This is a genomic window from Kibdelosporangium banguiense (assembly GCF_017876405.1).
Taxonomy (GTDB): Bacteria; Actinomycetota; Actinomycetes; order Mycobacteriales; family Pseudonocardiaceae; genus Kibdelosporangium; species Kibdelosporangium banguiense.
Genome location: NZ_JAGINW010000001.1, coordinates 5,658,559 through 5,682,073 on the forward strand (window position 1 = coordinate 5,658,559; position 23,515 = coordinate 5,682,073).

The 23,515-nt window shown below is 67.3% G+C and carries 23 protein-coding genes; 15 read left to right on the top strand and 8 right to left on the bottom strand.

The features are described from left to right. Window positions 1-4 precede the first annotated feature (4 nt). The 3 genes from JOF56_RS26670 to JOF56_RS26680 are packed head-to-tail and all read left to right on the top strand — an operon-like array spanning window position 5 to window position 3,044. The gene (locus JOF56_RS26670) at window positions 5-1,138 is read left to right on the top strand and encodes a right-handed parallel beta-helix repeat-containing protein (protein ID WP_209642243.1); all 1,134 of its coding nucleotides are present in this window, start codon (window positions 5-7) and stop codon (window positions 1,136-1,138) included. Between the two features lie 37 nt (window positions 1,139-1,175). Continuing rightward, window positions 1,176-2,348 (top strand): sensor histidine kinase, encoded by a 1,173-nt coding sequence (locus tag JOF56_RS26675; RefSeq protein WP_209642244.1) that lies wholly within the window; start codon window positions 1,176-1,178, stop codon window positions 2,346-2,348. Between the two features lie 9 nt (window positions 2,349-2,357). Then, the gene (locus JOF56_RS26680) at window positions 2,358-3,044 is read left to right on the top strand and encodes a response regulator (protein ID WP_209642245.1); all 687 of its coding nucleotides are present in this window, start codon (window positions 2,358-2,360) and stop codon (window positions 3,042-3,044) included. Window positions 3,045-3,057: 13 nt separating this feature from the next. On the opposite strand, the gene JOF56_RS26685 is transcribed toward JOF56_RS26680, so the two are convergent. Next, window positions 3,058-3,717 carry a hypothetical protein gene (locus tag JOF56_RS26685; protein ID WP_209642246.1) on the bottom strand — a complete coding sequence of 220 codons (660 nt, stop codon included), beginning with the start codon at window positions 3,715-3,717 and terminating at the stop codon, window positions 3,058-3,060. 198 nt (window positions 3,718-3,915) lie between these two features. Between JOF56_RS26685 and JOF56_RS26690 the strand changes: the two genes are divergently transcribed. After that, the gene (locus JOF56_RS26690) at window positions 3,916-4,713 is read left to right on the top strand and encodes an SAM-dependent methyltransferase (protein ID WP_209642247.1); all 798 of its coding nucleotides are present in this window, start codon (window positions 3,916-3,918) and stop codon (window positions 4,711-4,713) included. On the opposite strand, the gene JOF56_RS26695 is transcribed toward JOF56_RS26690, so the two are convergent. The 6 genes from JOF56_RS26695 to JOF56_RS26720 form a co-directional block, all read right to left on the bottom strand. Then, a complete protein-coding gene (locus tag JOF56_RS26695; protein ID WP_209642248.1) occupies window positions 4,666-5,445 on the bottom strand; it encodes a 3'(2'),5'-bisphosphate nucleotidase CysQ in 780 nt (259 codons plus the stop codon). The genes JOF56_RS26690 and JOF56_RS26695 overlap by 48 nt on opposite strands. Continuing rightward, window positions 5,442-7,679, bottom strand: coding sequence for a 5-methyltetrahydropteroyltriglutamate--homocysteine S-methyltransferase (gene metE, locus JOF56_RS26700; RefSeq protein WP_209642249.1), 2,238 nt, complete (start codon window positions 7,677-7,679; stop codon window positions 5,442-5,444). The genes JOF56_RS26695 and metE overlap by 4 nt, the downstream gene beginning before the upstream one ends. A gap of 109 nt (window positions 7,680-7,788) precedes the next feature. Next, entirely contained in the window at window positions 7,789-8,403 is a 615-nt protein-coding gene (gene phzG, locus JOF56_RS26705; RefSeq protein ID WP_307855270.1) for a phenazine biosynthesis FMN-dependent oxidase PhzG, read from the bottom strand. Continuing rightward, window positions 8,400-9,248, bottom strand: coding sequence for a PhzF family phenazine biosynthesis protein (locus tag JOF56_RS26710; RefSeq protein ID WP_209642251.1), 849 nt, complete (start codon window positions 9,246-9,248; stop codon window positions 8,400-8,402). The genes phzG and JOF56_RS26710 overlap by 4 nt, the downstream gene beginning before the upstream one ends. Continuing rightward, window positions 9,245-9,550 (bottom strand): hypothetical protein, encoded by a 306-nt coding sequence (locus JOF56_RS26715; protein WP_209642252.1) that lies wholly within the window; start codon window positions 9,548-9,550, stop codon window positions 9,245-9,247. The genes JOF56_RS26710 and JOF56_RS26715 overlap by 4 nt, the downstream gene beginning before the upstream one ends. A 1-nt stretch (window position 9,551) precedes the next feature. Continuing rightward, a complete protein-coding gene (locus tag JOF56_RS26720; RefSeq protein ID WP_209642253.1) occupies window positions 9,552-10,043 on the bottom strand; it encodes a PhzA/PhzB family protein in 492 nt (163 codons plus the stop codon). A 193-nt stretch (window positions 10,044-10,236) separates the two neighbouring features. Here JOF56_RS26720 and JOF56_RS26725 point away from each other — a divergent pair, with 193 nt between their 5' ends. Genes JOF56_RS26725 through JOF56_RS26735 form a run of 3 tightly spaced genes read left to right on the top strand, consistent with a single transcriptional unit; the run spans window position 10,237 to window position 13,885 of the window. After that, the gene (locus JOF56_RS26725; RefSeq protein ID WP_209642254.1) at window positions 10,237-11,400 is read left to right on the top strand and encodes a 3-deoxy-7-phosphoheptulonate synthase; all 1,164 of its coding nucleotides are present in this window, start codon (window positions 10,237-10,239) and stop codon (window positions 11,398-11,400) included. 17 nt (window positions 11,401-11,417) lie between these two features. Beyond that, entirely contained in the window at window positions 11,418-12,041 is a 624-nt protein-coding gene (locus JOF56_RS26730) for an isochorismatase family protein (protein WP_209642255.1), read from the top strand. Then, entirely contained in the window at window positions 12,038-13,885 is a 1,848-nt protein-coding gene (locus tag JOF56_RS26735) for an anthranilate synthase family protein (RefSeq protein WP_307855271.1), read from the top strand. The genes JOF56_RS26730 and JOF56_RS26735 overlap by 4 nt, the downstream gene beginning before the upstream one ends. A 41-nt stretch (window positions 13,886-13,926) precedes the next feature. On the opposite strand, the gene JOF56_RS26740 is transcribed toward JOF56_RS26735, so the two are convergent. After that, entirely contained in the window at window positions 13,927-14,901 is a 975-nt protein-coding gene (locus tag JOF56_RS26740; RefSeq protein ID WP_209642256.1) for a ParB/RepB/Spo0J family partition protein, read from the bottom strand. Between the two features lie 276 nt (window positions 14,902-15,177). Here JOF56_RS26740 and JOF56_RS26745 point away from each other — a divergent pair, with 276 nt between their 5' ends. The 8 genes from JOF56_RS26745 to JOF56_RS26780 are packed head-to-tail and all read left to right on the top strand — an operon-like array spanning window position 15,178 to window position 23,494. Further along, complete coding sequence (locus tag JOF56_RS26745) at window positions 15,178-16,248, top strand: phenylacetate--CoA ligase family protein (protein ID WP_209642257.1); 1,071 nt, start codon at window positions 15,178-15,180, stop codon at window positions 16,246-16,248. Window position 16,249: 1 nt separating this feature from the next. Further along, window positions 16,250-17,602: an aldehyde dehydrogenase family protein gene (locus JOF56_RS26750; protein ID WP_307855273.1), complete on the top strand. Its 1,353-nt coding sequence runs from the start codon at window positions 16,250-16,252 to the stop codon at window positions 17,600-17,602. Window positions 17,603-17,632: 30 nt separating this feature from the next. Beyond that, complete coding sequence (locus tag JOF56_RS26755) at window positions 17,633-18,541, top strand: sulfotransferase domain-containing protein (RefSeq protein ID WP_209642258.1); 909 nt, start codon at window positions 17,633-17,635, stop codon at window positions 18,539-18,541. Between the two features lie 13 nt (window positions 18,542-18,554). Further along, the gene (locus JOF56_RS26760) at window positions 18,555-19,325 is read left to right on the top strand and encodes a class I SAM-dependent methyltransferase (RefSeq protein WP_209642259.1); all 771 of its coding nucleotides are present in this window, start codon (window positions 18,555-18,557) and stop codon (window positions 19,323-19,325) included. Further along, on the top strand, window positions 19,322-21,634 hold the full coding sequence (locus JOF56_RS26765; RefSeq protein WP_209642260.1) for a PEP/pyruvate-binding domain-containing protein: 2,313 nt from the start codon (window positions 19,322-19,324) through the stop codon (window positions 21,632-21,634). The genes JOF56_RS26760 and JOF56_RS26765 overlap by 4 nt, the downstream gene beginning before the upstream one ends. After that, on the top strand, window positions 21,631-22,230 hold the full coding sequence (locus JOF56_RS26770; RefSeq protein WP_209642261.1) for a gamma-glutamyl-gamma-aminobutyrate hydrolase family protein: 600 nt from the start codon (window positions 21,631-21,633) through the stop codon (window positions 22,228-22,230). Before JOF56_RS26765 ends, JOF56_RS26770 begins: the two co-directional genes overlap by 4 nt. Continuing rightward, window positions 22,227-22,964, top strand: a complete 738-nt coding sequence (locus tag JOF56_RS26775; protein ID WP_209642262.1) for a phosphocholine cytidylyltransferase family protein — start codon at window positions 22,227-22,229, stop codon at window positions 22,962-22,964. The genes JOF56_RS26770 and JOF56_RS26775 overlap by 4 nt, the downstream gene beginning before the upstream one ends. Beyond that, window positions 22,961-23,494, top strand: a complete 534-nt coding sequence (locus JOF56_RS26780) for an adenylyl-sulfate kinase (RefSeq protein WP_209642263.1) — start codon at window positions 22,961-22,963, stop codon at window positions 23,492-23,494. Before JOF56_RS26775 ends, JOF56_RS26780 begins: the two co-directional genes overlap by 4 nt. Window positions 23,495-23,515 lie beyond the last annotated feature (21 nt).

Genomic DNA, 23,515 nt, shown 5'->3' on the forward strand with positions numbered 1-23,515 from the left:
AATCATGCGTCTCGGCTTGGCATTGGCGATCGGTGTCCTGGTCGCCACGAGCCTCAGTACCGCGACTGCCAACGCGGCAGACGTCTTCACCGTGCACATGTCGGTCACCGGCTCGGACAGCGCGGACGGCCTGACCCCGGCGACCGCTGTGAAAAGCCTGGTGCGGGTCCAGGAAGTACTGCGGAGCTCGAAACCCACGACCGATGTGGAGGTACGGATCAAACAGGGAACCTATGTCGCGCCGCCGATGCACGACTGGCGGTTCTACGTTCCCGGGCACACCATCTCGTTCATGCCCGTCGACTACGAGTACGGCGAAGGCGAGGCCGGGATCGCGGGCCGGCCGGTGTTCCGCAACCTGGCGGACAAGCCGAGTGGGTTCTGGCTGCAACCCAGGCTGCCCAGAGACCAGGCCGATCCCATGTACGACGGGGGAGACAGCGGTCTGCGTTTCTACTACCTGCAGGTCGAGTACTACTCGGCGGGCGCGGTGTCGATGTACGGCGACTCGGAGCGTGACATCGCCGACGAGACGTACTCGCCGCCGATGCGTAAGCCCGGCAGCAAGGGCCTCAACGGAAACACGTTCTTCGGCATGGTATTCACGCACCTGGGCAGCAAATGGGCGCCCTGCGGAGCGGATTGCTATGGCTGGGGCGCGATCGTGCTGACGAACTCCTCGGGCAACAGGATCAACAACAACCATTTCGTCAACATCGAGAACCACGGCAATTACGGCGGCCACATCCACGGCCTGTACGTCACCCATTTCAGCTCCAGCAACACCATGAACGCGAACAGGTTCTCCTACATCAACGGCGATCCGGTGAAGATCCGTGACCGCAGCAACTTCAACACCGTGGAGAGCAACACGTTCACCCGGACCGGGCGTGCCGGGTTCTACCGCGACGAGTTCTGCGACGCTGCCTGCGTCCAGACAAACCCCGGACTGGAACGGCAATGCGCCTCCTACCACAACAGGTTCGCCAACAACCGGCTGCTTTCGGACTACGACGGCGACAACTCGAGTGAGGCGTGGACCCTGCAACCGCCCGGACTCATGAACGCCGGTGGCGCACCATGTTCGATCCCCGCCGGAGACCAGCGTCTGCGGACCGCGGGCAACACGACCTCATAGCCCAGTACGGTTGTTGAGCGGCCTCTATGCTGTGCTGATGCGCGGTGGCGGGAAGACGATCATCCCGGGCATGGACATCGTGGTCGCCGTCGCGACCATTGTGATCGCCTGGCTGGTCGGCATGCAATACTCGCCCCGCAGTTGGGGATCCGACCCGGTGCCCTACGTGCTCACCGCGTTGATCTTCCTGCCGCTCGCGGCGCGGCGACGCGTGCCGGTGATCGCCCTGGCGGTGAGCACCGGCATGCTGTTCACCTATCTCGCGCTCGGCTACGACCAGCTCGGATTGAACTTCTGGGGACCGATCCTGCTCCTCTACACGGTCGCGTCGTTGCGGCCGCCCAAGATCACCGCGTGGTGTACCACGGCACTCGTGCCGGTCTTGCTCTTCGCTGCCAAGCGGACACAACTTCCTTGGTATGTCGCGGTTGCCGAGGCGGTGATGATTCCGGTGATCGCGTGGTCGATGGGCAACGTCGGCCGCCAGTTGGGACTGCGCAACCAGCAACTGGCCGTGCTGACTGAGCAGCTGAGGATCGAGCAGGAAGCACGGACCGAGCGCGCGGTGACCGACGAGCGAGTGCGTATCGCCCGGGAACTGCACGATGTCGTCGCTCATCACATGTCGGTGATCGCTGTGCAGACCGGGTTGGCGGGCTATGTCTTCGACGACGACCCGCCGACAGCGCGTGCCGCCGTGGACACCATCGCGGCCACCAGCCGGGAAGCACTGCGGGACATGCGTCGGCTGTTGAAGTTGCTGCGGACCGAAGACGAGCCAGGCGATACGGCATTGAGCCTGGCACACCTGCCTGAACTGGTCGGCCGGATGCGTACGGCAGGCTTGCCGGTAACCCTCGTCATGGCGGGGCCGGACATCGAGCAACTGCCTTCAGGGCTGCAGGCGTGTGCCTATCGGGTCGTCCAGGAAGCACTCACCAATGTCATGAAGCACGCCGGTCTGGCCGCCACGAACGTTCTGGTGCGTCTCGAGGCCGACCAGCTGACCGTGCGAGTCGCCAACGCGTATGGCACACCGTCGGAGCCAGGTCCGGTCGGCGGCAACGGTCTGATCAACATGCGCGAGCGGGCAGCGCTTTATCAGGGAACCCTTTCCGCAGGCTGGCGCGGTGACGGCGGGTTCGTGGTCGAACTCACGCTGCCGATTGGCCCGGATGACGAAGGCACGGGTGCGCCACCAGCGATATAAGTGTCTGTGATGAGGGAATCACGCCCGGCCACAGTCCTGGTCGTCGATGACGAGATCTTGATCCGCGCCGGTCTCGCCGCGCTGCTGCGTGCCGCACCCGGCCTGGATGTGGTCGGTGAGGCCGCCGACGGCCACGAAGCCATGGCGCTTGCTGCCGAGACCCGGCCCGACGTGATCCTGATGGACATCAGGATGCCTGTCATGGACGGCATCACGGCCACCGAACGTATCCTCGCCGAGGCGCCGGACCCCAAACCGCGTGTCATCGTGCTGACCACGTTCGACCTCGACGAGTACGTCTACGCCGCACTGAGCGTCGGGGCCTCGGGCTTCCTGCTGAAGGAAACCGAACCGAAGCGAGTGATCTCCGCGGTGCACACCATCGCGGCCGGGGACATGCTTTTCGCGCCGTCGGTGACCAATCGCCTCGTCGAGGCCTATGTGCGGCGGCCACGCCGGGTCCGGACGCCGGAAACCCCCAGCCTGAGCCATTTGACGCCACGGGAACGGGAGATCCTGCGGCTGGTGGGGACCGGCCGCACCAACAACGAGATCGCCGGCGACCTCACCGTCAGCGAGGCGACGATCAAGACGCACCTCAACCGCACCATGACCAAACTCGGCCTCACCAGCCGTGCCCAGGCCGTCGTGATCGCCTACGAGACAGGACTGATCACGCCGCGAAGCCCGGCGTGATCCGGCTCCTGCGTCAGATGATGGACCAGCTCACCCGGGCACTCGTCGGCGACACCTCCTTGAGGACCGCGCATGCCTTGTAGGTCAACAGAAGGCCGGTGACGCGGCATTCCCAGCCACCGTCGGGTTGCTGGGCGGTGAAGCCGTGTGAGTCGAGGTAGGCGCGGGTTCGTTCCGGGGCGCGGTCCCCGGTGGCCACGAACTGGCGGGTACAGCCGCCGGAGCCGCATTGCAGTTCGCCTTCGACGACCTGGAGTCCGGACGGGCCTGGCCAGACGCCTTCGTTGCCGGTGTCGCCTTCCATGTAGAACACCACGGTGTAGAGCGCCGTGAGAATGCCTGCGACAGCGAACGCGGAGAACCAGACCGCGGGCATCCGGCTGCGGGCCCGCTGGGGCCGTCTGTTGTCCGCGCAGATGATCGCGCTGAGGATCGGCAGGAACAGGCACACCTCGAAGACCGACGGCACCCACTGTCCGGACAGGCCCAGCACACGTGGCATCAGGATCCACGCTGTCAGCACCAGCAGGATCAGGCCGATGACCAGTCCGGCCCGGTCCGACTGGGCCAGGCCCCAGCACCAGATCAGCATGGGTATCGCGGCGAAGACCGCGACAACCGGTTCGTACCAGGTGAACGCTGCCATCAGCAGTGTCACCACGATCAATGCCATGCGCCACCAGTGTTGTTTCAGGCGGTCGCGAACTTCAGCCCCAGTGTCGAACACCCCGCCATTGTGGCGTAACCCATGTATGTGCGCCGTCGTCCTGTGTCAACCCGGTAGTGTGCACGGTGAACAAGGTTGGACAACGCAACCAGATCGGGATCGGGGACATCGGGGATGACGTCTCGGGGTGATGACGCTCGCCGTGTGGACACGACGCGGCCGAGTATCACCCGCGTCTACGACGCCATGCTCGGCGGCAAGGAGAACTTCCAGGCCGACCGCGACATCCGCGACCGGCTGCTCGCGCTCGACCCGGACTTCGGCCGGGCGTCGTGGGACAACCGCGAGTTCACCGTCCGTGTGGTCCGCTTCCTGGCCGCGGACATCGGCATCAGCCAGTTCCTTGAGCTCGGCACGACCCTGCCGTTGCCCACCACCGAGCACCCCCACGAGGTGGCCCGGCGCAACAACCACGAGGCCACAGTCGTCTATGCCTCGGTCGACCCGGCTGTGCTGGCCCACGGCCGGGCGTTGCTGGCCGACAACGACCAGACGCACATGGCCGACGTGGACTTCCGGCAGCCGCGCCAGGTCCTGGAGAACGCGACCGTCACGAAGTACATCGACTTCGACCTGCCGGTCGCGTTGTTCCTGGTCGGCATCATCAACCACGTTCCCGACAAACGGGATCCGGCCGGGATCGTCGCGTCCTACATCGACGGGGTGCCGTCCGGGTCGTATGTCGCCCTGTCCCATTTGCTCGATCCTGGTCCAGACCACGAGCTGGCCGATCTCGCCGCGGGTATCCGGCAGGTCTACAGCGACGCCGGGTTCCCCGGCTGGTTTCGTACCCAGGAGCAGATCAAGGCCATGCTGACTGGTCTGGACCTGGTGAACCCGGGTCTGGTGACACTGGCGGACTGGTGGCCGGACGGCCCCCGGTTGCGTGAGCTGTCACCGATGCAACGGCTCATCGTGGGAGCCGTCGGCCGCAAGCCCTGACAGCGCGGGCCAGAGCCCGCTGTCCGGGCGGCAGATCACGATGTCGGGCAATGCCGGGTTGGCCTGGTTGTACCGCGGTGCACTGCCATCGAGTCTGCGCACATCCAGTCCGCAGGCCAGCGCGACGGCCACCGGAGCCGCTGAGTCCCACTCGAACTGGCCTCCGGCGTGCACGTAGGCACTGGCCTGCCCGGTCAGCACCGCCGCGGTCTTGGCACCGGCGGAACCCATGGGCCGCAGGATCGCGTTCCACCGGCGTGCCAGCGCCGGTGCGAACGACGGCGGGCGGGTCCGGCTCACCACCAGCACTCGCGGATTCGGGTCGTGCCCGACAACGAGTGGCTGCCAGGTGGAGAACACCTGGTCGGACGCGGGCAACGCCACCGCACCCGCGATCAGGGCGCCATCTGCCCACAGGGCGACGTGCACAGCCCAGTCCGTGCGTCCCGGCTCAGCGAACTCCCTGGTGCCGTCGAGCGGATCGATGATCCACACCCGGTCGTGGCGCAGCCGGGCAGGGTCGTCACGCGACTCCTCGGACAGGATCGCGTCGCTGGGCCTGCTGTCGGCCAACCGGTCCATCAGCAGCCGGTTGGCGCGTCGATCCCCGGCTTCGCCGAGGTCAGCCGGGGGATCGGCACGCAGGTCGAGCAGCAGTGTCCCGGCGGCGGCCGCGAGCTCGTGGGCAAGGCGATGATCGGCTGCGTCGGGAGACGGCCGGTACACGCTCATGCGAGCTGACCGCCTCGCGCCCGGGCAGCCGCGCGGACCAGGTTGCGCAAAGCGGGTTCCACCTCGGCGTAGGCCCTGGTTTTCAGGCCGCAGTCCGGGTTGACCCACAGTCGCTCGGGCGGCACCACGTGCAGCGCGGCGATGAGTCGTTTGGCGATCTCGTCCTCCGACGGCACGCGCGAGGAATGGATGTCGTACACGCCAGGCCCCACTCCACGGCCGAATTCCGCGGCGCGCAAGTCGTCGATCACCTGCATGTGCGACCGGGCCGCCTCGATCGTGGTGACGTCCGCGTCGAGCCCGTCGATGGCATCGATGACGTCGCCGAACTCCGAGTAGCAGAGATGGGTGTGGATCTGGGTGCCTGGCGCGGCTGCGGCGGTCGCCAGCCGGAAGGCCCCGACCGCCCAGCTCAGGTACTCCTTGCGATCCTTGGCGCGCAACGGCAACAGCTCCCGCAGAGCCGGCTCGTCCATCTGCACGATCCAGATCCCGGCCTGCTCCAGGTCCGCCACCTCGTCGCGCAGGGCCAGGGCAACCTGGTCGGCGGTCTGGGCCAGTGGCTGGTCCACGCGGACGAACGACCAGGCCAGGATGGTCACCGGCCCGGTGAGCATGCCCTTGACCGGTTTGCCGGTCAGCGACTGGGCGTACGAACTCCACTCGACCGTGATCGGCGCCTGGCGGGAGACATCCCCGTGCAGAATCGGCGGGCGGACACACCGCGATCCGTAGGACTGCACCCAGCCGTGTTCGGTGGTCGCGAACCCGTCGAGGTGTTCGGCGAAGTACTGCACCATGTCGTTGCGCTCAGGCTCGCCGTGCACCAGGACGTCCAGGCCAAGCCGCTCCTGCAGCCGGATCACCCGGCCGATCTCGGCCCGCATCCGCCTGCGGTACTCCGACTCGGACAACCGGCCGGCACGCAGGTCGGCCCGGGCCCGCCGGACGTCAGGCGTCTGGGGGAACGATCCGATGGTCGTCGTGGCCAACGAGGGCAACCCCAGCCGCGCGCGTTGCGCGTGTTCCCGCTCCGAATAAGGGGCGCGACGGCGTTTCTGCTCGTCGATCGGTTCACTGGCTCGCCGAGCTGAGGTGGTCTGATGCTTGTGGTTGGCCGATGCTCCCGACTGCAGCGCACGATTGAGCTCGACGACCTCGTCGACCTTCTGCCGGGCAAAGGCAAGCCGCGCTCGAACATCTTGGTCAAGACCCGTTTCGGCGTCCACGTCGTAGGGCACGTGCAACAGGGAGCAGGACGTCGACACAGCGAGCTCCCCGACCGAGCCGGCCATTGCCGCACAACGGGACAATGCCTGGTCGACGTCGGTACGCCACACGTTGCGTCCGTCGACCACGCCCGCGACAACGGTCTTGGTGCGTAGACCAGGCATTTCGGAGAGCTCGAACGCGAGTTCCGGGGCGGACACCAAGTCGATCGAGACCGCCTCGGCACCCGACTCCGCCAGGATCGGCAAGGCCGGTCCTGGATCGCCGAAGTACCCTGCCACCAGTAGTTTCGGCCGATTGGTCGCGGCGGTGACGCGGGCGTACACATCCCGCAACGCGCAGAGTTCGGCTGCGGAACGGTCAGCGGCGAAAGCTGGCTCATCCAACTGCACCCAGTCCGCGCCCGCCTCGTGGAGTTGTTCGAGCAACTCGATGTAGCACTCGGCCAACGAATCAGCCAGCTTCAAGGGGGTGAACCCGTCCGGTGAACCAGGCGCGGGCTTGGCCAGCAGCAGAAAGGTCAACGGCCCCAGCAGGACCGGCCGGGTCCGCACGCCGAGCCGCATCGCCTCCTCGAACTCGTCCACCGGCTTGCGTCCGGCCAGCGTGAACCTGGTGTCCGGCGCGAGTTCGGGCACCAGGTAGTGGTAGTTGGTGTCGAACCATTTGGTCAGCTCGAGCGGCGCGAGGTCGGGCCGTCCCCTGGCCATCGCGAAGTACCTGTCCAATTCGGACAGTCCGGTGTCCTGGAACCTTTCCGGTACGGCACCGAACAGCGTGGCCGTGTCCAGAACGTGGTCGTAGTAGGAGAATGTGTTGCCGGGCACGGAGTCGAGGCCACGGCGGGCAAGTTCCTGCCAGGTGGAAGCACGTAGCTCGGCCGCGGTGGTGGTCAGTTCGTCCGCGCTGATCTGGTCCGCCCAATACGCCTCCACGGCCCGCTTGAGCTCCCGGCGCGGCCCGATCCGGGGATACCCGAGCACGGTGGCACCGATCTGCGACATCGTCCTGTCCTCCTCCAGTAACGGTGACTCAGTACGTTTGCCCCCAATGCCACATTGGGGGCATCTCACACAGAACGTGTACCCGCGTCCGGCCCGGACCTCACCTCTCTCAGGGTTGCAGGCGAACGGCCGACCACCCCTCCGCCGAACGGTCGTAACGCAGGCGTTGGTAGAGCCGGTCCGGTGTGCTCTGCCAGAACTCCAACGTGTCGGGCACGAGCTCGTAGGCCACCCACGTCTCCGGACGAGGTAACGGCTTGCCGGCGGCGCCGAGCTGTTCGGCCTTGGCCCGCAACGCGTCCTCGTCGATCAGTGGCTCACTTTGGTGTGCGGCAACCGACATCGGGTGGGTGCTGACCGGCCTGGCGTACCAGATCGTGTCGGCCTCCTGCGCCGGCAGCTGCTCGACCCGGCCGGACACGGTGACCTGTTGGTTGGTCTCGCGCCAGTACAACACGCCGGACGCCCGGCCGGTGGCCGCGATGTCCCGGCCCTTGGGGCTGACCGAGTGGCTGGTGAAGACCAGGCCGCGGTCGCTCACCCGCAGTGTCTGGATCATCCGGCTGGACGGCTTGCCGTCCGCGGCGACCGTGGCGAGCGCTATCGCGCCCGGTTCCTGGACACCTCGCTCGCCGGCCGTGGTCAGCCAGTCGCGCAGCAAGGTGATCGGATCGGCCGCCGGGTGCCGGAACTCGGCGCCCACCGGACTGAATGCTGTGTTCACGCCCATGGCAGTCCTCCGTTCGGGGCGAATTCGCCGCGGGCCACCACCACCGCCGAGCCGGCGACCTCGATCAGGCCGAACCGGCCGGCCGAGCCGGTCACCCTGGCCCGCATCAACGAGGGCCGGCCCATTTCCACGCCCTGCCAGATGTCCACCTGGTCGCCGTAACCGATCTGGTTGTGCCGCAACAGGTGCACCGCGAGCGGTCCGGCGGCCGAACCGGTCGCCGCGTCCTCGGCCACGCCGTAGGCGGGAGAGAACATCCTTGCCCGCCAATGGCCTTCAGCAGGTGCGAAGCAGTTCACGGCCACGTCCAAGTGCTCGGCCAGGGCACGCTGGTCCGGCCGGACCGCCGAGAGTGCGGCGACACTTGCCAGGCCGACGAACACGTGCCTGGGACCGTTGCGGTAGATGTCCACAGGGAGTGTCGATTCGGACAGTCCCAGCGCGGACAACAGATGCTCGGTGTGCTCGTAGGGTTCCCAGGTCGGTACTGGCTGGCACATGGTGGCCGATGAAGCAGAACCGTTGTGGTCCAAGGTGAACGGGATCGTGCCCATCGCGGTTTCCAGTCGCAGTGACGACCTGCCCGCACCCAGCACGGCCGCGGTCCCCAGCAGGGGATGGCCGGCGAACGGCAACTCGTTGACCGGGGTGAAGATCCGTACTCGCGCGTCGCCGTCGTTCTCGGGCGGCAGCACGAATGTGGTCTCTGAGAGGTTCATCTCGCGGGCGATCCGCTGCATGCCGTCGGCCGGGATGCCCGTCGCGTCGAGGAACACCGCCACCGGGTTGCCCTGCAACGGCTCCTCGGTGAACACGTCCGCGATCGCATAGCCGGTCATCCGAGACTCCTTGCCAGAAGGGGATTCACAACCGCTTCGGCCACTGTGAAGGATTGGCGTTCGGCCGGCGGGCGGCCGATCAGCTCGGCCGCCCGGTTGGGTGGCAGCGGGCCGTCGGGCTCGCTGTCCCATACCATCACCGCGCCCCAACGATTGGCGTCACGGTCGGCGATCCACAGCTTCAAACACAGTTCCGGTACGTCCCGCCACGCCTGCACGCCTTCCGTGCGTAACTGGTCGTGCAGGGAGTCCACGGTCTGCCCGGACCCGTCGAGCTGCCACCACGCCACAGTGATGTACATGTCACTTGTCCGCCGGGATCTCGCCGCGCTGGACCTTCGGTATGTCGAGGCCCAGTGCGCGCATCTGCATCACCGGGTTCATGTACTCCCGCTGTTCTTTGATCTTGCCGTCCTCCAACCGGAAGTAGTGCAGGAAGTGGTTGCGATAGTGGCCGACCGGGTGGCCCGGGAAGATGATCTTGCCTTCACCGTCGCACTCCACCCAGAAGCGGCCGGGGTCCTGGGTCTCGAAGACCTCGATGTTGTACCAGCGCCAGTCCGGCAGGCTTTCCAGTGACCACACCGCGTGCTTGGCCAGCTTGTCGATCCCGCTGATCACGATCGGCTCACCGGTCTCGGTGGTCCACAGGCCCGCGCTGCCGTCCTCGGCGAACAACTCGTGCCGGGTCAGCCGCTTCTGTCCGGCGATCTGGTCCAGGTACGCCTCGACCACGGCCCGGTTGCGTTCGCGCAGTTCCACGTCGGTGCCGAAACCCTTGGTGGTACTGGTCATCCTTCCCAGCTCCGTCCTTTTCGGAATACACTTGTCCAGGTATCTTTCGTTGTACGGCAAGCCTTATCGTCCGGCAAGCGTGTCAAAGCCTGATCGTCCAACTGTGTACCCGCACCGGTTGGACGTGGTTTTCACGCCGTTGACGTGATCCACGCGCCGTCGTTAGTTTTCGAGGATTGCATTGGAGGAGAACATGTCCAATCTCAATCCGGCCGTCGAGGCCAAGCTGCAACCGCCGTGGGACGACCCCCAGCACGTCCGGGATGTGCGTCACCAGCTCGGCGCCAGCCCGCCGCTGGTGACCCTGGCGGATGTCGAGTTGTTACGGCGTGATCTGGCGCAGGTCGCGGCCGGTCGCGCCAAGGTGATCCAGGCCGGTGACTGTGCTGAGGACCCGGCGGACGCGAACGCCACGGGTGTCGCCCGCCGCGTCGGGCTGATCGAGATGCTTGCCGGAGTGCTGCGGATGATCGCGCGACGCCCGGTCGTGGCCACCGGCCGAATGGCAGGCCAGTTCGGCAAACCGCGCTCCAAACCCACTCAGCAGGTGGGGGATCGCGAGCTGCCGGTCTACCGCGGGCACATGGTCAACGGCCCCGAGCCCGACCTGCGGGCCCGCAGACCCGACCCGGACCGGCTCATCACCGGGTACGACGCCGCCCGGCGTGTGATGGCTCACCTCGGGTGGACCGACCGGCCGACGCCACTGGCCGGCGACCTGCCGGTCTGGACCAGCCATGAGGCGTTGCTGCTCGACTACGAGATTCCCATGGTGCGCGAACAGGATGACGGCCGGCTGTTGCTGACATCCACGCACTGGCCGTGGATCGGTGAACGCACTCGGCATGCCGACGGCGCGCACATGGATCTGCTCGCCAAGGTGCTGAACCCGGTGGCCTGCAAGGTCGGGCCGACCGCTACGCCTGAGGAGGTGCTCGCGATCTGTGCCCGGCTGGACCCGGCGCAAGAGCCAGGCCGGCTGACCCTGATCGCCCGAATGGGTGCCGACGCGGTGGGCGACGTGTTGCCTCCGTTGGCCGCCGCGGTCCGGGAAGCCGGATACCCGGTCATCTGGCTGTGTGATCCGATGCACGCCAACACAACCGTGTCGCCGGAGGGCCTCAAGACCCGGTTCGTCGACACGATCGTGGAGGAGACCGCGGCGTTCCAGGAAGCGGTCAGCCGGGCCGGAGCCGTGGCAGGCGGGCTGCACCTGGAGACCGCGACCGAGGACGTGACCGAGTGCGTCGCCTGCGAGACCGACGTGGGCCAGGTCGGCGACAAGTACACGAGCCTCTGTGATCCCAGGCTCAATCCGGGACAGGCCCTGCGGGTCGTCTCGGCCTGGACCGGCTGACCCGAGAGGAGGACGACATGCCAGGGCTGGCAACGATCGAGCCCTACTGCCTGCCGACAGCGGGGGAGCTGCCGGACAACATCGCCGGCTGGGATCTCGATCCAGGCCGTGCGGTGCTGCTGATCCACGACATGCAGCGCTACTTCATGCGCCCGTTTCCCGGCGTGGTCGCAGAACCACTGGTCGCCAACTGCTCGCGGCTGGTCGAGTTCGCCCGCGGCCATGGCATGCAGGTGTGTTACAGCGCACAGCCTGGCGGCATGGACAGCGAGCAACGCGGGCTGCTCAAGGACTTCTGGGGCCCGGGAATGCGAGTCGACCCGGCCGACCGGCAGCTGGTCGAACCACTGGCCGAGCAGCCGGGGGACTGGATGCTCACCAAGTGGCGGTACAGCGCCTTCGTCCACTCTGATCTGTTGCAGCGGATGCGATGGGCCGGGCGGAACCAGTTGGTGGTCTGCGGTGTGTACGCACATGTCGGTGTGCTGATGACGGCCGTGGAGGCGTTCAGCAACGACATCGAGACCTTCCTCGTGGCCGACGCGGTGGCGGACTTCTCTGCCGATCACCATCGGATGGCAGTGAGCTATGCGGCGCAACGGTGTGCGGTGGTGAAGACGACGAAGGAGATGACGGCGTGACCGCACTGCTGGAGCGGATCCTGGCGGCCGACCCACCGTCGTTCGCGTTGCTGCACCGCCCGGACTCGGGCACCCGCGGCGTGCTCGACGTGCTGGTCGGCGACGTGTCCACCCCCGGTGCGCTGGCTGACATCCCCTTGCGGGACAACGTTTCCGGTCCAGACGTCCTCGCGGTCGTGCCATACCGGCAGATCGCCGAACGTGGCTACGACTGCGTGGACGACGGCACGCCGCTGCTGGCGATGACTGTCACCGAACACGCTCAAGTGTCCACTGTGGAAGTGCTGGCCAAGCTGCCGGACGCGCCGACTCCGGTGCGGGACGGGCACTTCGACGTCAGTGACGAGGAGTACGCCGATATCGTCCGCCGGATCGTCGATGCCGAGATCGGTGCCGGGGTCGGGGCGAACTTCGTGGTGAAGCGGTCATACGTGGCGCAGTTGCAGGGCTGTCAGCCGGACGGCGCGCTTTCGGTGTTCCGCAGGCTGCTGGACCACGAGTCCGGCGCGTACTGGACCTTCGTCGTACACACCGGCGAGCACACCTTCGTCGGCGCCACGCCTGAACGGCACGTGAGCCTGCTCGACGGCAAGGCGGTGATGACTCCCATCAGCGGCACCTACCGTTATCCCGCCGGTGGTCCGGACCGCGCGGAGGTGATGGACTTTCTCGCTGACGACAAGGAGACCGACGAGCTGTACATGGTGCTCGACGAGGAACTCAAGATGATGGGCGGCATCTGCGACGCAGGTGGCCGGGTCAGTGGCCCGTACTTGCGCGAGATGACAAAGGTGGCGCACACCGAGTACTTCATCGAGGGCGACAGCTTCCGCGATCCGCGTGACGTGCTGCGGCAGACGCTGTTCTCACCCGCGGTCACCGGCAGCCCGCTGGAGAGCGCGTGCCGGGTGATCGCCGAGTACGAGCCACACGGCCGCGGCTACTACAGCGGCGTGCTCGCTCTCATCGGCCGCGACGAGCAGGGCAGGCGCACGCTCGACTCGTCGATCCTCATCCGAACCGCCGACATCGACCGCGCTGGCCGGATCGCCATCGGAACGGGCGCGACGCTCGTGCGCCACTCTGACCCGGACGCGGAGGTAGCCGAGACGCGTGCCAAAGCCGCCGGTCTGATCAACGCCCTGGACGCGGGCGGCAGGTTCGGCCAGGACCCGGGAGTGCTCGACGCTCTCGCGGCCCGCAACCAGACCGTCGCCCGCTACTGGCTGGCAGATGCGAGCGGCGAGCCCACGCAGGTGGACGCACTGGCCAGCCGCCGTGTGCTGGTGATCGATGCCGAGGACACGTTCACCCTGATGATCGGCCACCAGCTGCGGTCACTGGGGCTGGACGTCACCGTCCGCAGGTTCGACGAGAGCTACCGGTTCGACGGCTACGACGTCGTGGTCCTGGGCCCTGGTCCGGGCGATCCGCGCGACGGTGGTCATCCCAAGATCGCCCACCTGCGGCAGGCGGTGGACACCTTGCTGGAGCGCGGCACTCCGTTTCTCGCGGTATGCCTGAGCCATCAGGCCCTGTGTGTGCGGCTCGGGCTGGACCTGGTCCGCCGGGACGTCCCCAACCAGGGCGCGCAGCGCACGATCGACCTGTTCGGCAGGCAGCGCGTGGCCGGCTTCTACAACACCTTCGCCGCCCGGTCAGGTCAGGACAAAGTGGACTGCCCCGGTATCGGGGGAGTCGAGGTCTGCCGTGATCCGCATACCGGGGAGGTACACGCGTTGCGCGGTCCGCGATTTTCCTCGCTGCAGTTTCATGCCGAATCGATCCTTACCCGCGACGGCGTGGACATCCTCGCCGATCGGATGCGGGAATTGCTGGAATGACGTGTCGCCGGTAGGGTTATCGAAACGGTGTGACGGTAATTTCAGGGGTCCAGTCGTCCGGCCACCGAATGCCACACCTGGGCGCACTCCTTGGCGGCTTTCGCGACGATATCCCGGCAATGCTCGGGCACATTGTCTAAAATAGACTGCAGTCTGGGTCCGTTCAGTGACGAGTTCGCACCCAGAATTTGCAGTAACGCGCGGCCGGACTCGGTCAGCCGCAGCGAGGGATCGGTGCGCAGCCGGTAAAGGGCCGACTGCAGACTCGGGCCGGGGTCCTCGGCTTCGGCCGGGCTGGGCGATCTCGGCTGAGGCGCTGACGGGGGCGTCGCTGATTGGGGCGTCACAGTGTCCTCGCCGCGGTCGAGCCGGCGGCGGACGTCTCTGGCCGTCTCCGGTGAGATCCCCGCTGCCCGGGCCACCTTGCGTAACGACAAGGCCGGGTCGCGGCTGAATAACTCGCTGGCGATCTGGCGGCCCTCGTTGGCGCTCACCGGCCGGACCCGGCCGTCACGGCCGATCCGGCTGGAACCCTCGCCGGACGCGTAGCCACGCAGGGCGCCCACGGTTTTGGCTGCCAGCCCGGTCTTGCTCGCGATCATCCGGTCGGACCACTGCGGGTTGGCGGCCAGCAGGTTCGCTGCCGCGGTTTTGCGATCCGCCAGCGACAGAGGCAGGCCGTGCACGATGTTCGCCCGCACGGCCAGCAGGAATGCCTCGTCCTCGGTGCCGCCGAAGAACCGTGCCTCGATCTCCTCGTGGCCGCACAGCTGCGCCGCGCGCAGCCGGTGCATCCCGTCGATGATCCGCATGGTGGGTTTGTGCACGACGATCGGGGGCAGCTTCTCCGTGGTCTCGGCCAATGCCCGGACGTGATCCGGGTCCTCACCGTCGATCCGTGGCGAATGAGCCTCGCGTAACGACGCGATAGGAACACGCACCACCGGTCCTGCATGCCATTCATCGACTGCGTCAGCCCCGTGTTCGGTTCCGCGCGCCCCGGATGGAGTCCCCAATGCCGTCTCCTCCCAGAATGTCCGTTATCGCCCTGTTCGGTCTGCGTTCACACACTGCTTACTTGAGCGTTACCCCAAAGATGGGTTGATCACTCCTCCGCATTTGTGCTGGAACGCGCTGTCCAACTGCGGAACCCGCCCGGTTGGACAGCCGCCGGACCGCCTCCCGCTTTGACGCTTCCCGCATTTCGGGTTTCTGGTTAACGTCGGGAGAACGGCAAATGACGCAGCCGTCATGAATGGCATCCCACGCAATTATTCCCAGGAGGTTTCGCTATGCCGTCGACAACGGCCGTACTGACCGCCGGGCATCCCGATCCGGACGAGCTCGTACGGGCGGCGATGGCGTGGCACTTCGACCCCGAGACCGGTTCGCCCTTCTGGCTGCGCCGCGCCCGTACGCTCGACTTCGACCCGCGGGCGGACATCACCACGTACGCCGATCTGCGGCGCTTCCCTGACATAGCCGCTGAGCTGCGGGAAGCGCCGGCACGCGATCTCATTCCACGCGGCTACGGCGCCGACCCCGGCGCGATCGGCGTGTTCGAAAGCGGCGGTACAACCGGTGCCCCCAAGCGGGTCGTGTTGTTGCGGGACTGGCTTGACAGGCTGCTCGCCTGGGACGACGCGCACATGGACGCGCATGACGTGCCGCGAGGCACGGACTGGCTGGCGGTTACTCCCACCGGGCCGCACGTGGTCGGTGAGCTGATCCGGCGGGCGGCACTGGGGCGTGGCGGGCTCTGCTTCTCGGTCGACCTCGATCCACGCTGGGTCAAGAGCCTGATCGCCGCCGGTCGTAAGGACGAGGCCGACGCCTACAGCGAGCACTTGGTCGAACAGGCCGCGCATGTGCTGCGTACGCAGGATGTCGCCGTGCTGGTCGCGACCCCGCCGCTACTGCAACGCCTGGCCGCCAGCGACGAGCTGGTGGAGCTGGTGAACACCAAGGTCCGTGCGATCCGGTGGGGTGGAACGCAACTGGACCAGGACTCCTACGAGCTGTATCGCGACGAGGTCTTCCCCGAAACAGTCCTCTTCGGACACTTCGGCAACACGTTGACACTGGGGTTCGCCTCGCAGCGCCGAGCTGCCGGCGCACCTGTGTTCGACCCGTTCTGGCCGTGGAACACCTTCGCGGTGCTCGACCCGGAGACCCGCCGGCCGGTGGAGCCCGGTGAGCGCGGCCAGGTGGTGACCACGCACGTGAGCAGGTCGTTCCTGTTGCCCAACAACGTGGAGCGGGACATGGCAGTGCGTGTGCCGGCCGAACTGGGTGATTCGGTGAGCGATGTCGGCCCGGTGGCCAAATTCGAGGAACAGGACGTCATCGAGGGTGTGTACTGACGTGACTCTGGTTCTGGACGCCCTCGGACCGCGAGGGCCTTATCGCACCAAGCGCCGAATGGCGCTGACGGAAGTCACCGGTGCCCCGGCAGCCGAACTGAGCCTGGTACCGCCGGTGTTCGTCAGCCGAGCGCTGTCGGCGTTGCGCGCCGCGCGTCCACTGACTGCGGACGAACGAGCTGCCGCGCTGGTCAAGGCCGGTGAGCTGTTTGAGAACGCGACGCTGAACGGCCAGTCGCCGCAGGAGTACGACCGCATAGTCAGTCGTGTGGCCGGGATGCCGATTTCGGTTGTCCGTACGGCACGCGGAAATGTGGCCCATCGGGTCGCACGGGCCCACCTGAGTGTGCAACAGGCCCGGCCCCAGGGAGCCGTCTACGACTGGCGTGATCCGTTGACCCGCAAGGGAAGCGGGCTGTGGACCAGGCGTGGTGAGGTGTTCGCCGTGCAGTCGGCAGGGAATCACCCTGGCACGCATAGCCTGTGGCCCGAGGCGCTGGCCTTGGGGTACCGCGTGGCGGTGCGCCCGTCGCGCCGTGAGCCGTTCACGCCGCACAGGCTGATCACTGCTTTGCGTGCGGCCGGGTTCGCCGACGATCACGTTGTGTTGCTGCCCACTGATCACGATGGCGTGGACGCCTTGATGGGCGGGACGGATCTCGGCATGGTGTACGGCGGGGCCGATGTGGTGGCCCGGTACCAGGACGATCCGGCTGTGCTGCCCCAGGGACCGGGCCGGACGAAAATCCTGGTGACCGGCGACGACTGGCGGGAACACCTGCCGGTCATCACCGAGTCGATCGCCGGGCACGGCGGCACAGGCTGCGTGAACACCACAGCCGTGCTCGTTGAGAACGATCCGGCCGCGGTCGCCGAGGCGATCGCGGATCGCCTGGGGCAGTTGCCTTTCCTGCCACCTGAGGACGAGAAGGCAGTGCTTCCGGTGCAGCCACTGGAAGTCGCCACCCAGATGGCCAAGCATCTGCTTGACCGCGCGGCCGGAGCCAGATCGCTGCTCGGCGAGGTGGTACACGACCTCGGCGACGGCAGCGCAGTGCTCGGACCCGCGGTGCACCTGTTGGACCGGGCCGACGACCGGGCCGGTGTGGAGCTGCCCTTCCCGTCTGTCTGGGTCGCGCCCTGGCAGCAAGCCGATGGCGTCGCACCACTTCGGGATTCGTTGGTGCTGACGGCTTTCACCGACGACGAGCACCTGGTCGACGCCTTGCTGGCCGAGCCGGGTATCTCGAACGTGCACCTGGGCGGGCACCCGACCCACCGGATCGCCCCCGGCTTGCCACACGACGACTACCTGGCCGGGTTCCTCATGCGGGCCAAGGCTTTCATCCGCTGAGCGAACCCACTGGAGCAAGAGGAGACGGCGATGAACAACGACCCAGTCGCCGGATGGGACCCGGTGCGGTTGCACCGGCACAACGCCCGGCTGCTCGGCGAGCGTGACGTGGTGGTGGCCGGTGACCCCGGCGCCGGCAACGCGCTGGTCGGCAACATCGTGCAGGAACTGGGGCTGGACTATCTGGACCCGTACACCGAGGTGCTGGCCGAGGACGGCTCGGCGGCACCCGCGGAGAACCACGCCGGCTACCGGCAACGGATGGCGGCCACCGCGGATCGCGACCAGACCGGTGCGCCTGCTGGGGACTCGGCCCGGCGGTTGGTCAAGACCCACCTGTATCCGGAGGTCTTCGACGGCGTTCCGCTCGGCGGTGTGCTGCTGCTGGTGCGTGATCCCAGGGACACCATCTACTCGGGCTACAAGTGGTTCCGCGGTTTCTCCGAGTCGTGGTGGCAGGACGAGGAGAACGTGAAGGGCAAGAGCACTTTCGCCGACTACCTGGGCGGCACGCGGATCGGCGACGGCCGTACGCCGGTCGCCGGGTGGACCGCCTTCCATGAACACTGGCTCGCCGCCGCGGCACAGTTCCGCCGGTTCGCCGTGGTTCGTTTCGAGGACCTGAAGACCGAACCGATTGCCGCCGTGACCGCGATGCTGGCCGCGTTCGGCATCACCGCGAGCGTCGAACGTATCGCCGAAGCCACGCATCAGAGCTCGTTCGAAGCTATGCGGGCCCACGAGGACCGCGTGGTCGAGAGCTCCGGTGATGCCCGGACCAGCTCCGCCCGGATCATGCGGCGCGGTGCGATAGGCGAGTGGCGTGAATGGATCGACCAGCCGGGCATCGCGGAAGTCTTCGCTGACGCACCACTGGCCGCCACCGCAGCGCGGTTCGGGTATCACGTGGCCGTCGACCAAGCCGTGGCCGCTGTCTGACAAGGGAGAAACCATGACTGTCACTACTCAGTTCGACTACACGCCCTATGCCGCGGACTATGCCTCGCGGCCGGACTATGTGTCCGAAGTGATCACTGCGACGCTGGCTGTCGCTGGTGTGGCTCCCGGCGATCTGGTGTGCGACGTCGGCGCCGGGTCCGCGCACCTGACGATTCCGTTGCTGGAGAACGGATTGCGTGTGGACGCGGTCGAGCCTACCCAGGCGATGCGTGAGGTCGGCGAAGGCCGGACGCAGGGTATGGCTGGCGTGCAATGGTTCGAGGGCTTCGGCGAGGCGACCGGGCGGCCCGGGGATACCTACCCGCTGGTGACGTTCGGCTCGTCGTTCGACCGCACCGACCGGCCCGCCGCGCTGCGTGAGACCGCGCGGATCCTGAAGCCCGGCGGCTGGTTCGCCTGCTGCTGGAACCACCGGGACCTCGAGGAGCCGTTCCAGGCACGGATCGAGGACCTGATCAAGCAGCACATCCCCGGTTACGACTACGGCACGCGGCGGGCCGACCAGACACCTGCGATCGAGGCCAGCGGCCTGTTCGAGACACCTGTGGTGATCTCCGGCCGGATGACCCGCCAGGTGTCCAGCGACGTCTGGTGCGACGCCTGGTCCTCGCACTCCACCCTGGGCCAGCAGGCCGGCGAGAAGTTCGACGACGTGCTGGCCGGGATTCGCGGGCTGGTCGGCGCCGAGCGACGCGACCACGTGGATGTCCCGTATGTCACCAAGATGTGGGTGGCCCGGCTGCGCGGGAGGAATGCGCGGTGAACACGACCCCGTCGGGCACCATCCGGCTGGGCACCAAGGCGGAATCGCTCGCCAGGCTGTCCTCCGCGGTGACCAAGGCGCGGGTGCTGCCCCTTCACCTGGTGGCCCTGCCGGACTGGCAGTGCCACCGGGACCGTGAACTGGACCGGATCACCGCACAGGACTGGGCCGGCGGCCCGTTGATCGTGCGCAGCAGCGCCGCGGCCGAGGACTCCTTCTCGGAGTCCATGGCCGGCCAGTTCCTGTCGTTACAGGGATTACGTGGGCGCGACGAGCTGGCCCGTGCGATCGACGACGTGTTCTCGTCCTACGGCGGACCTGGACCGGACGACCAAGTGCTTGTGCAGCCACAGTTGCGCGACTCGTGGATGAGCGGGGTCGCGTGCTCGTGCCATCCGAGCACCGGGGCGCCGTACTACGTGGTCAACTGGGTCGAGAGTGCCGCCACGGACGCCGTGACCAGTGGCGCGGAAGGAAAGCTGCACACCTGGTACGGCGCCAGGTACTCCTCGGCCGCCCGTCCGCCGTCCGCGCCGATCGCGGGTGTGCTCGCGCTGCTCGCCGAGTTACGCGCGTTGACCGCGATCTCGGCACTCGACATCGAGTTCGCGGTGTCCGACGACGATGAGCTGATCCTGTTGCAGGTACGGCCGTTGGTGGTCGGCGGTGCCCGGATTCCGGAAGCACAGCACCACAACGCGCTCGATGCCGTCGCCCAGGCCGTTGCCGCGGGCCAACAGCCGGATCCGGAAGTCCCTGGCAGACGGGCGATCTATGGCGTGATGCCGGACTGGAACCCGGCCGAGATGATCGGCCTGCATCCGCGTCCGCTGGCGCTCTCGCTCTACCGCAGCCTGATCACCGATCTGACGTGGGCCCAGGCCCGCAAGCGGTACGGATACCGGGACCTGTGCGGAACACCGCTGCTGGTGGATTTCGCCGGCCTGCCGTACATCGACGTGCGGGCGAGCGCGGCATCGCTGCTGCCTGCGGGCGTCCCGGATGCGGTGGCGCACAAACTGGTGGACCACGCAGTGGACACCCTTGCGGCGAATCCGCACTTGCACGACAAGCTTGAATCCCAGGTAGTGGTATCCGCGCACGGGCTGCGCACCGACACTCGGATGGCGTCGCTGGATGTGCTCGACACTGCCGAACGGTCTGCGTTCACCGATACGTTGCGTGCGCTGACCGACCGGCTGGTGATGGGTGACCTGGTCTGGCGCGACCTGGACCAGTTGCGTGGCCTGGACTCGGGCCCCGCCTTCTCCGGTGCCGCCGGGGTGGCCCAGTTGGTGACCCGATGCGTGCAGTTCGGCACGCTGCCGTTCGCCGGTCTGGCCCGTGCCGCGTTCGTCGCCACCGAACTGCTGGACGACCTGGTGACCGAGGGCGTGCTGCAACCGGCCGACAAGGCTGCGTTCATCGCGAGCCTCGACCTGGTCTCCAGCGAACTGCGGCGCAGCTTCGCCACCCTGGACCGGGACGCGTTCCTCAAGCGGTACGGGCACTTGCGGCCGGGAACCTACGACATCCTGTCGCCCCGGTACGACGAGCAGCCGGAGGTCTACTTCGACTGGTCCGCGCCGCGCGAGGATGTCGAGCCGGCACCGGAGTTCCGGCTCACCGGCGTGCAACGCCTGGAGATCGAGCAGCTGATCCGGGCCGCCGGGCTGTCGTTCGGCGCCGACGAGCTGCTGGAGTTCGCCGGCAGTGCCATCCGTGGCCGGGAACAGGCGAAGTTCGAGTTCACCCGGGTACTCAGCGATGTGCTTGTGGCTGTGCGACAGCTGGGTGAGCAATGCGGTCTCGACGCCGCCGACATGTCCTTTGTGGATATCCAGGCAGTGACCGCGCTGACCGGCAACCCGTGTGATGACAGGGAGTTCCTGTGCCGGGCGATCGAGCATAGCCGGGAACGGCACGATCTGGGCCAGCTGGTGTCGTTGCCGCCGTTGGTCACCAGGCCCGCCGACGTCTGGAGCTTCCGTTCGCAGGACACCCGGCCGAACTTCGTCACCCGGGGCCGGGCGGTCGGCCCGGTGGCGGACATCGACGCCGGTGACCCGCCGGAGGGCGCGATCGCCCTGATCGCCAGCGCCGATCCCGGCTACGACTGGCTGTTCGCCCGGGGCATCGCCGGGCTGGTCACCGCGTTCGGCGGAGTCAACTCGCACATGGCGTTGCGTGCACTGGAAACCGGTGTGCCCGCGGTGATCGGTGTGGGTGAGTCGCAGTTCCGGAGATGGACGAAGGTCGCCGGCCTGGACATCGACGCGGCGAGCGAACTGGTCGCCGTACTGACATGATCATCGGGGTCTCGCAGCGGTGCCTGCCGCTGACCGAGCACGGCGAGTCGCGCGACGCGCTGGACGTGCGCTGGCCGCGGTTCCTGGCAGCGTGCGGGATAACTCCCGTTCCGCTGCCGAACGTGCCCGACCTGGCCGTGAACATCGCTGAAACCGTTGGTGTGCAAGGCATTCTGTTGACCGGTGGGGACGACCTCGTGGCGTACGGCGGACCGTTCCCGCTTCGGGACGAGACCGAAACCGGACTGCTCAACTGGGCACTGGCCACGCGGACGCCGTTGCTGGGCGTCTGCCGGGGCATGCAACTGCTGGTTCATGTCCTCGGTGGGGCCCTGACATCGGTGGACGGACACGTTGCCACGCGGCACGACGTGCGTGGCCGGGAAGGCGTGCGTGAGGTGAACAGCTACCACCAGCTCGCGCCGGTTGTTGCCCCGTCCCAGCTCGAGGTCACCGGGATGTGCGGTGACGTGGTGGAAGCGGTGCGCCACCGGGACGCCGCCGTCGCCGGGATGATGTGGCACCCCGAGCGGGAGGAACCGTTCGCCGGCGTGGACATAGCCACCTACCGCGACTTCTTCGGAGGATTCCCATGAGAGGACTGGTACTGGCCGCGGGCCGGGGCTCGCGCCTCGGGCCGTTCACCACCGATCGGCCGAAATGCCTGGTGGAGCTGGCCGGAAGCACGCTGCTGGAGCGTCAGGTCGCCGCGTTGCGGGCGGCCGGGGCTCGTGAGGTGGGCGTGGTGACCGGCTGGCACAGCGAGGCCGTCCGGGCAACCGGTCTGCCGACGTTCCACAACTCGCGGTGGGCGAGCACGACCATGGTCGGATCGCTTGCCACTGCGAGGGAATGGCTGCTCGACGAGCCGCTGCTGGCCGGTTACGGCGACATCATCTACGGCGCGGCCACCGCGTCGGCGCTCGCCGCGCAGGACGTGCCGCTGGCCATCGCCTACGACCCGGACTGGGAATCGTTGTGGCGCAAGCGTTTCAGCCAGCCACTCGGCGACGCGGAAACGTTCGCGCTCGACGATTCCGGGTTTGTGGTGGACATCGGTGGCAAGCCTCGGACCACGGCGGACGTACGCGGGCAGTACATCGGCTTGGTGCGTTGGACACCGCAGGCGTGGGCGGCTGTCGAATCGGCAGGTGTGGATCCCGCCCTCGACATGACCGGGCTGCTGCGCCACCTGGTGGCCGAACGACTGGTGCCGGTGACCGCGATCCCGGTCGCCGACCCGTGGTGCGAGTTCGATCATCCGTCCGACCTGGAGGTCGGCTTGGACATCGCGCGAGCACTGGACGACATCGCGGTGCGGGCGTCATGACGGCGGGCGTTGTGTGGATCACGGGCTTGGCCGGTGCCGGTAAGAGCACAGTGGCCGCACATGTGCGTGATCGCTTGTTGGCAATGGGACAACTACCGGTGTTGCTGGACGGCGACGCGCTGCGCGCCATGCTGCCGTACACCCCTGGATACAGCCGGGACGAACGGCTCAAGCTCGCCCGGTACTACGCCCGCCTCGCCCGTGAACTGGCCGAACAGGGACACCTCGTCATTTGCGCGACCGTCTCGCTGTTCCACGAGGTGCACGAATGGAACCGGCGTGCCATCCCCGGCTACATCGAGGTGTGGTTGCGGGTCCCGGTTGCGCAACTACGCGATCGGGGCTGCCGGACCGAACTGTACGAGACCGCTGAGCAGGACGTTGTCGGCATGGACACGCTGGCGGAGTTCCCACAGGGGCCCGATCTCGTGATCGACAACTACGGCCCGGCGACACCGGAGGCCGCGGCGGACCGGATCATTGCGGCGCTTGACGTGTCCGGCCGGTCGACTGTGGGTAACTCCCCCTAGAAGGACATTCCTGGAGGTGAC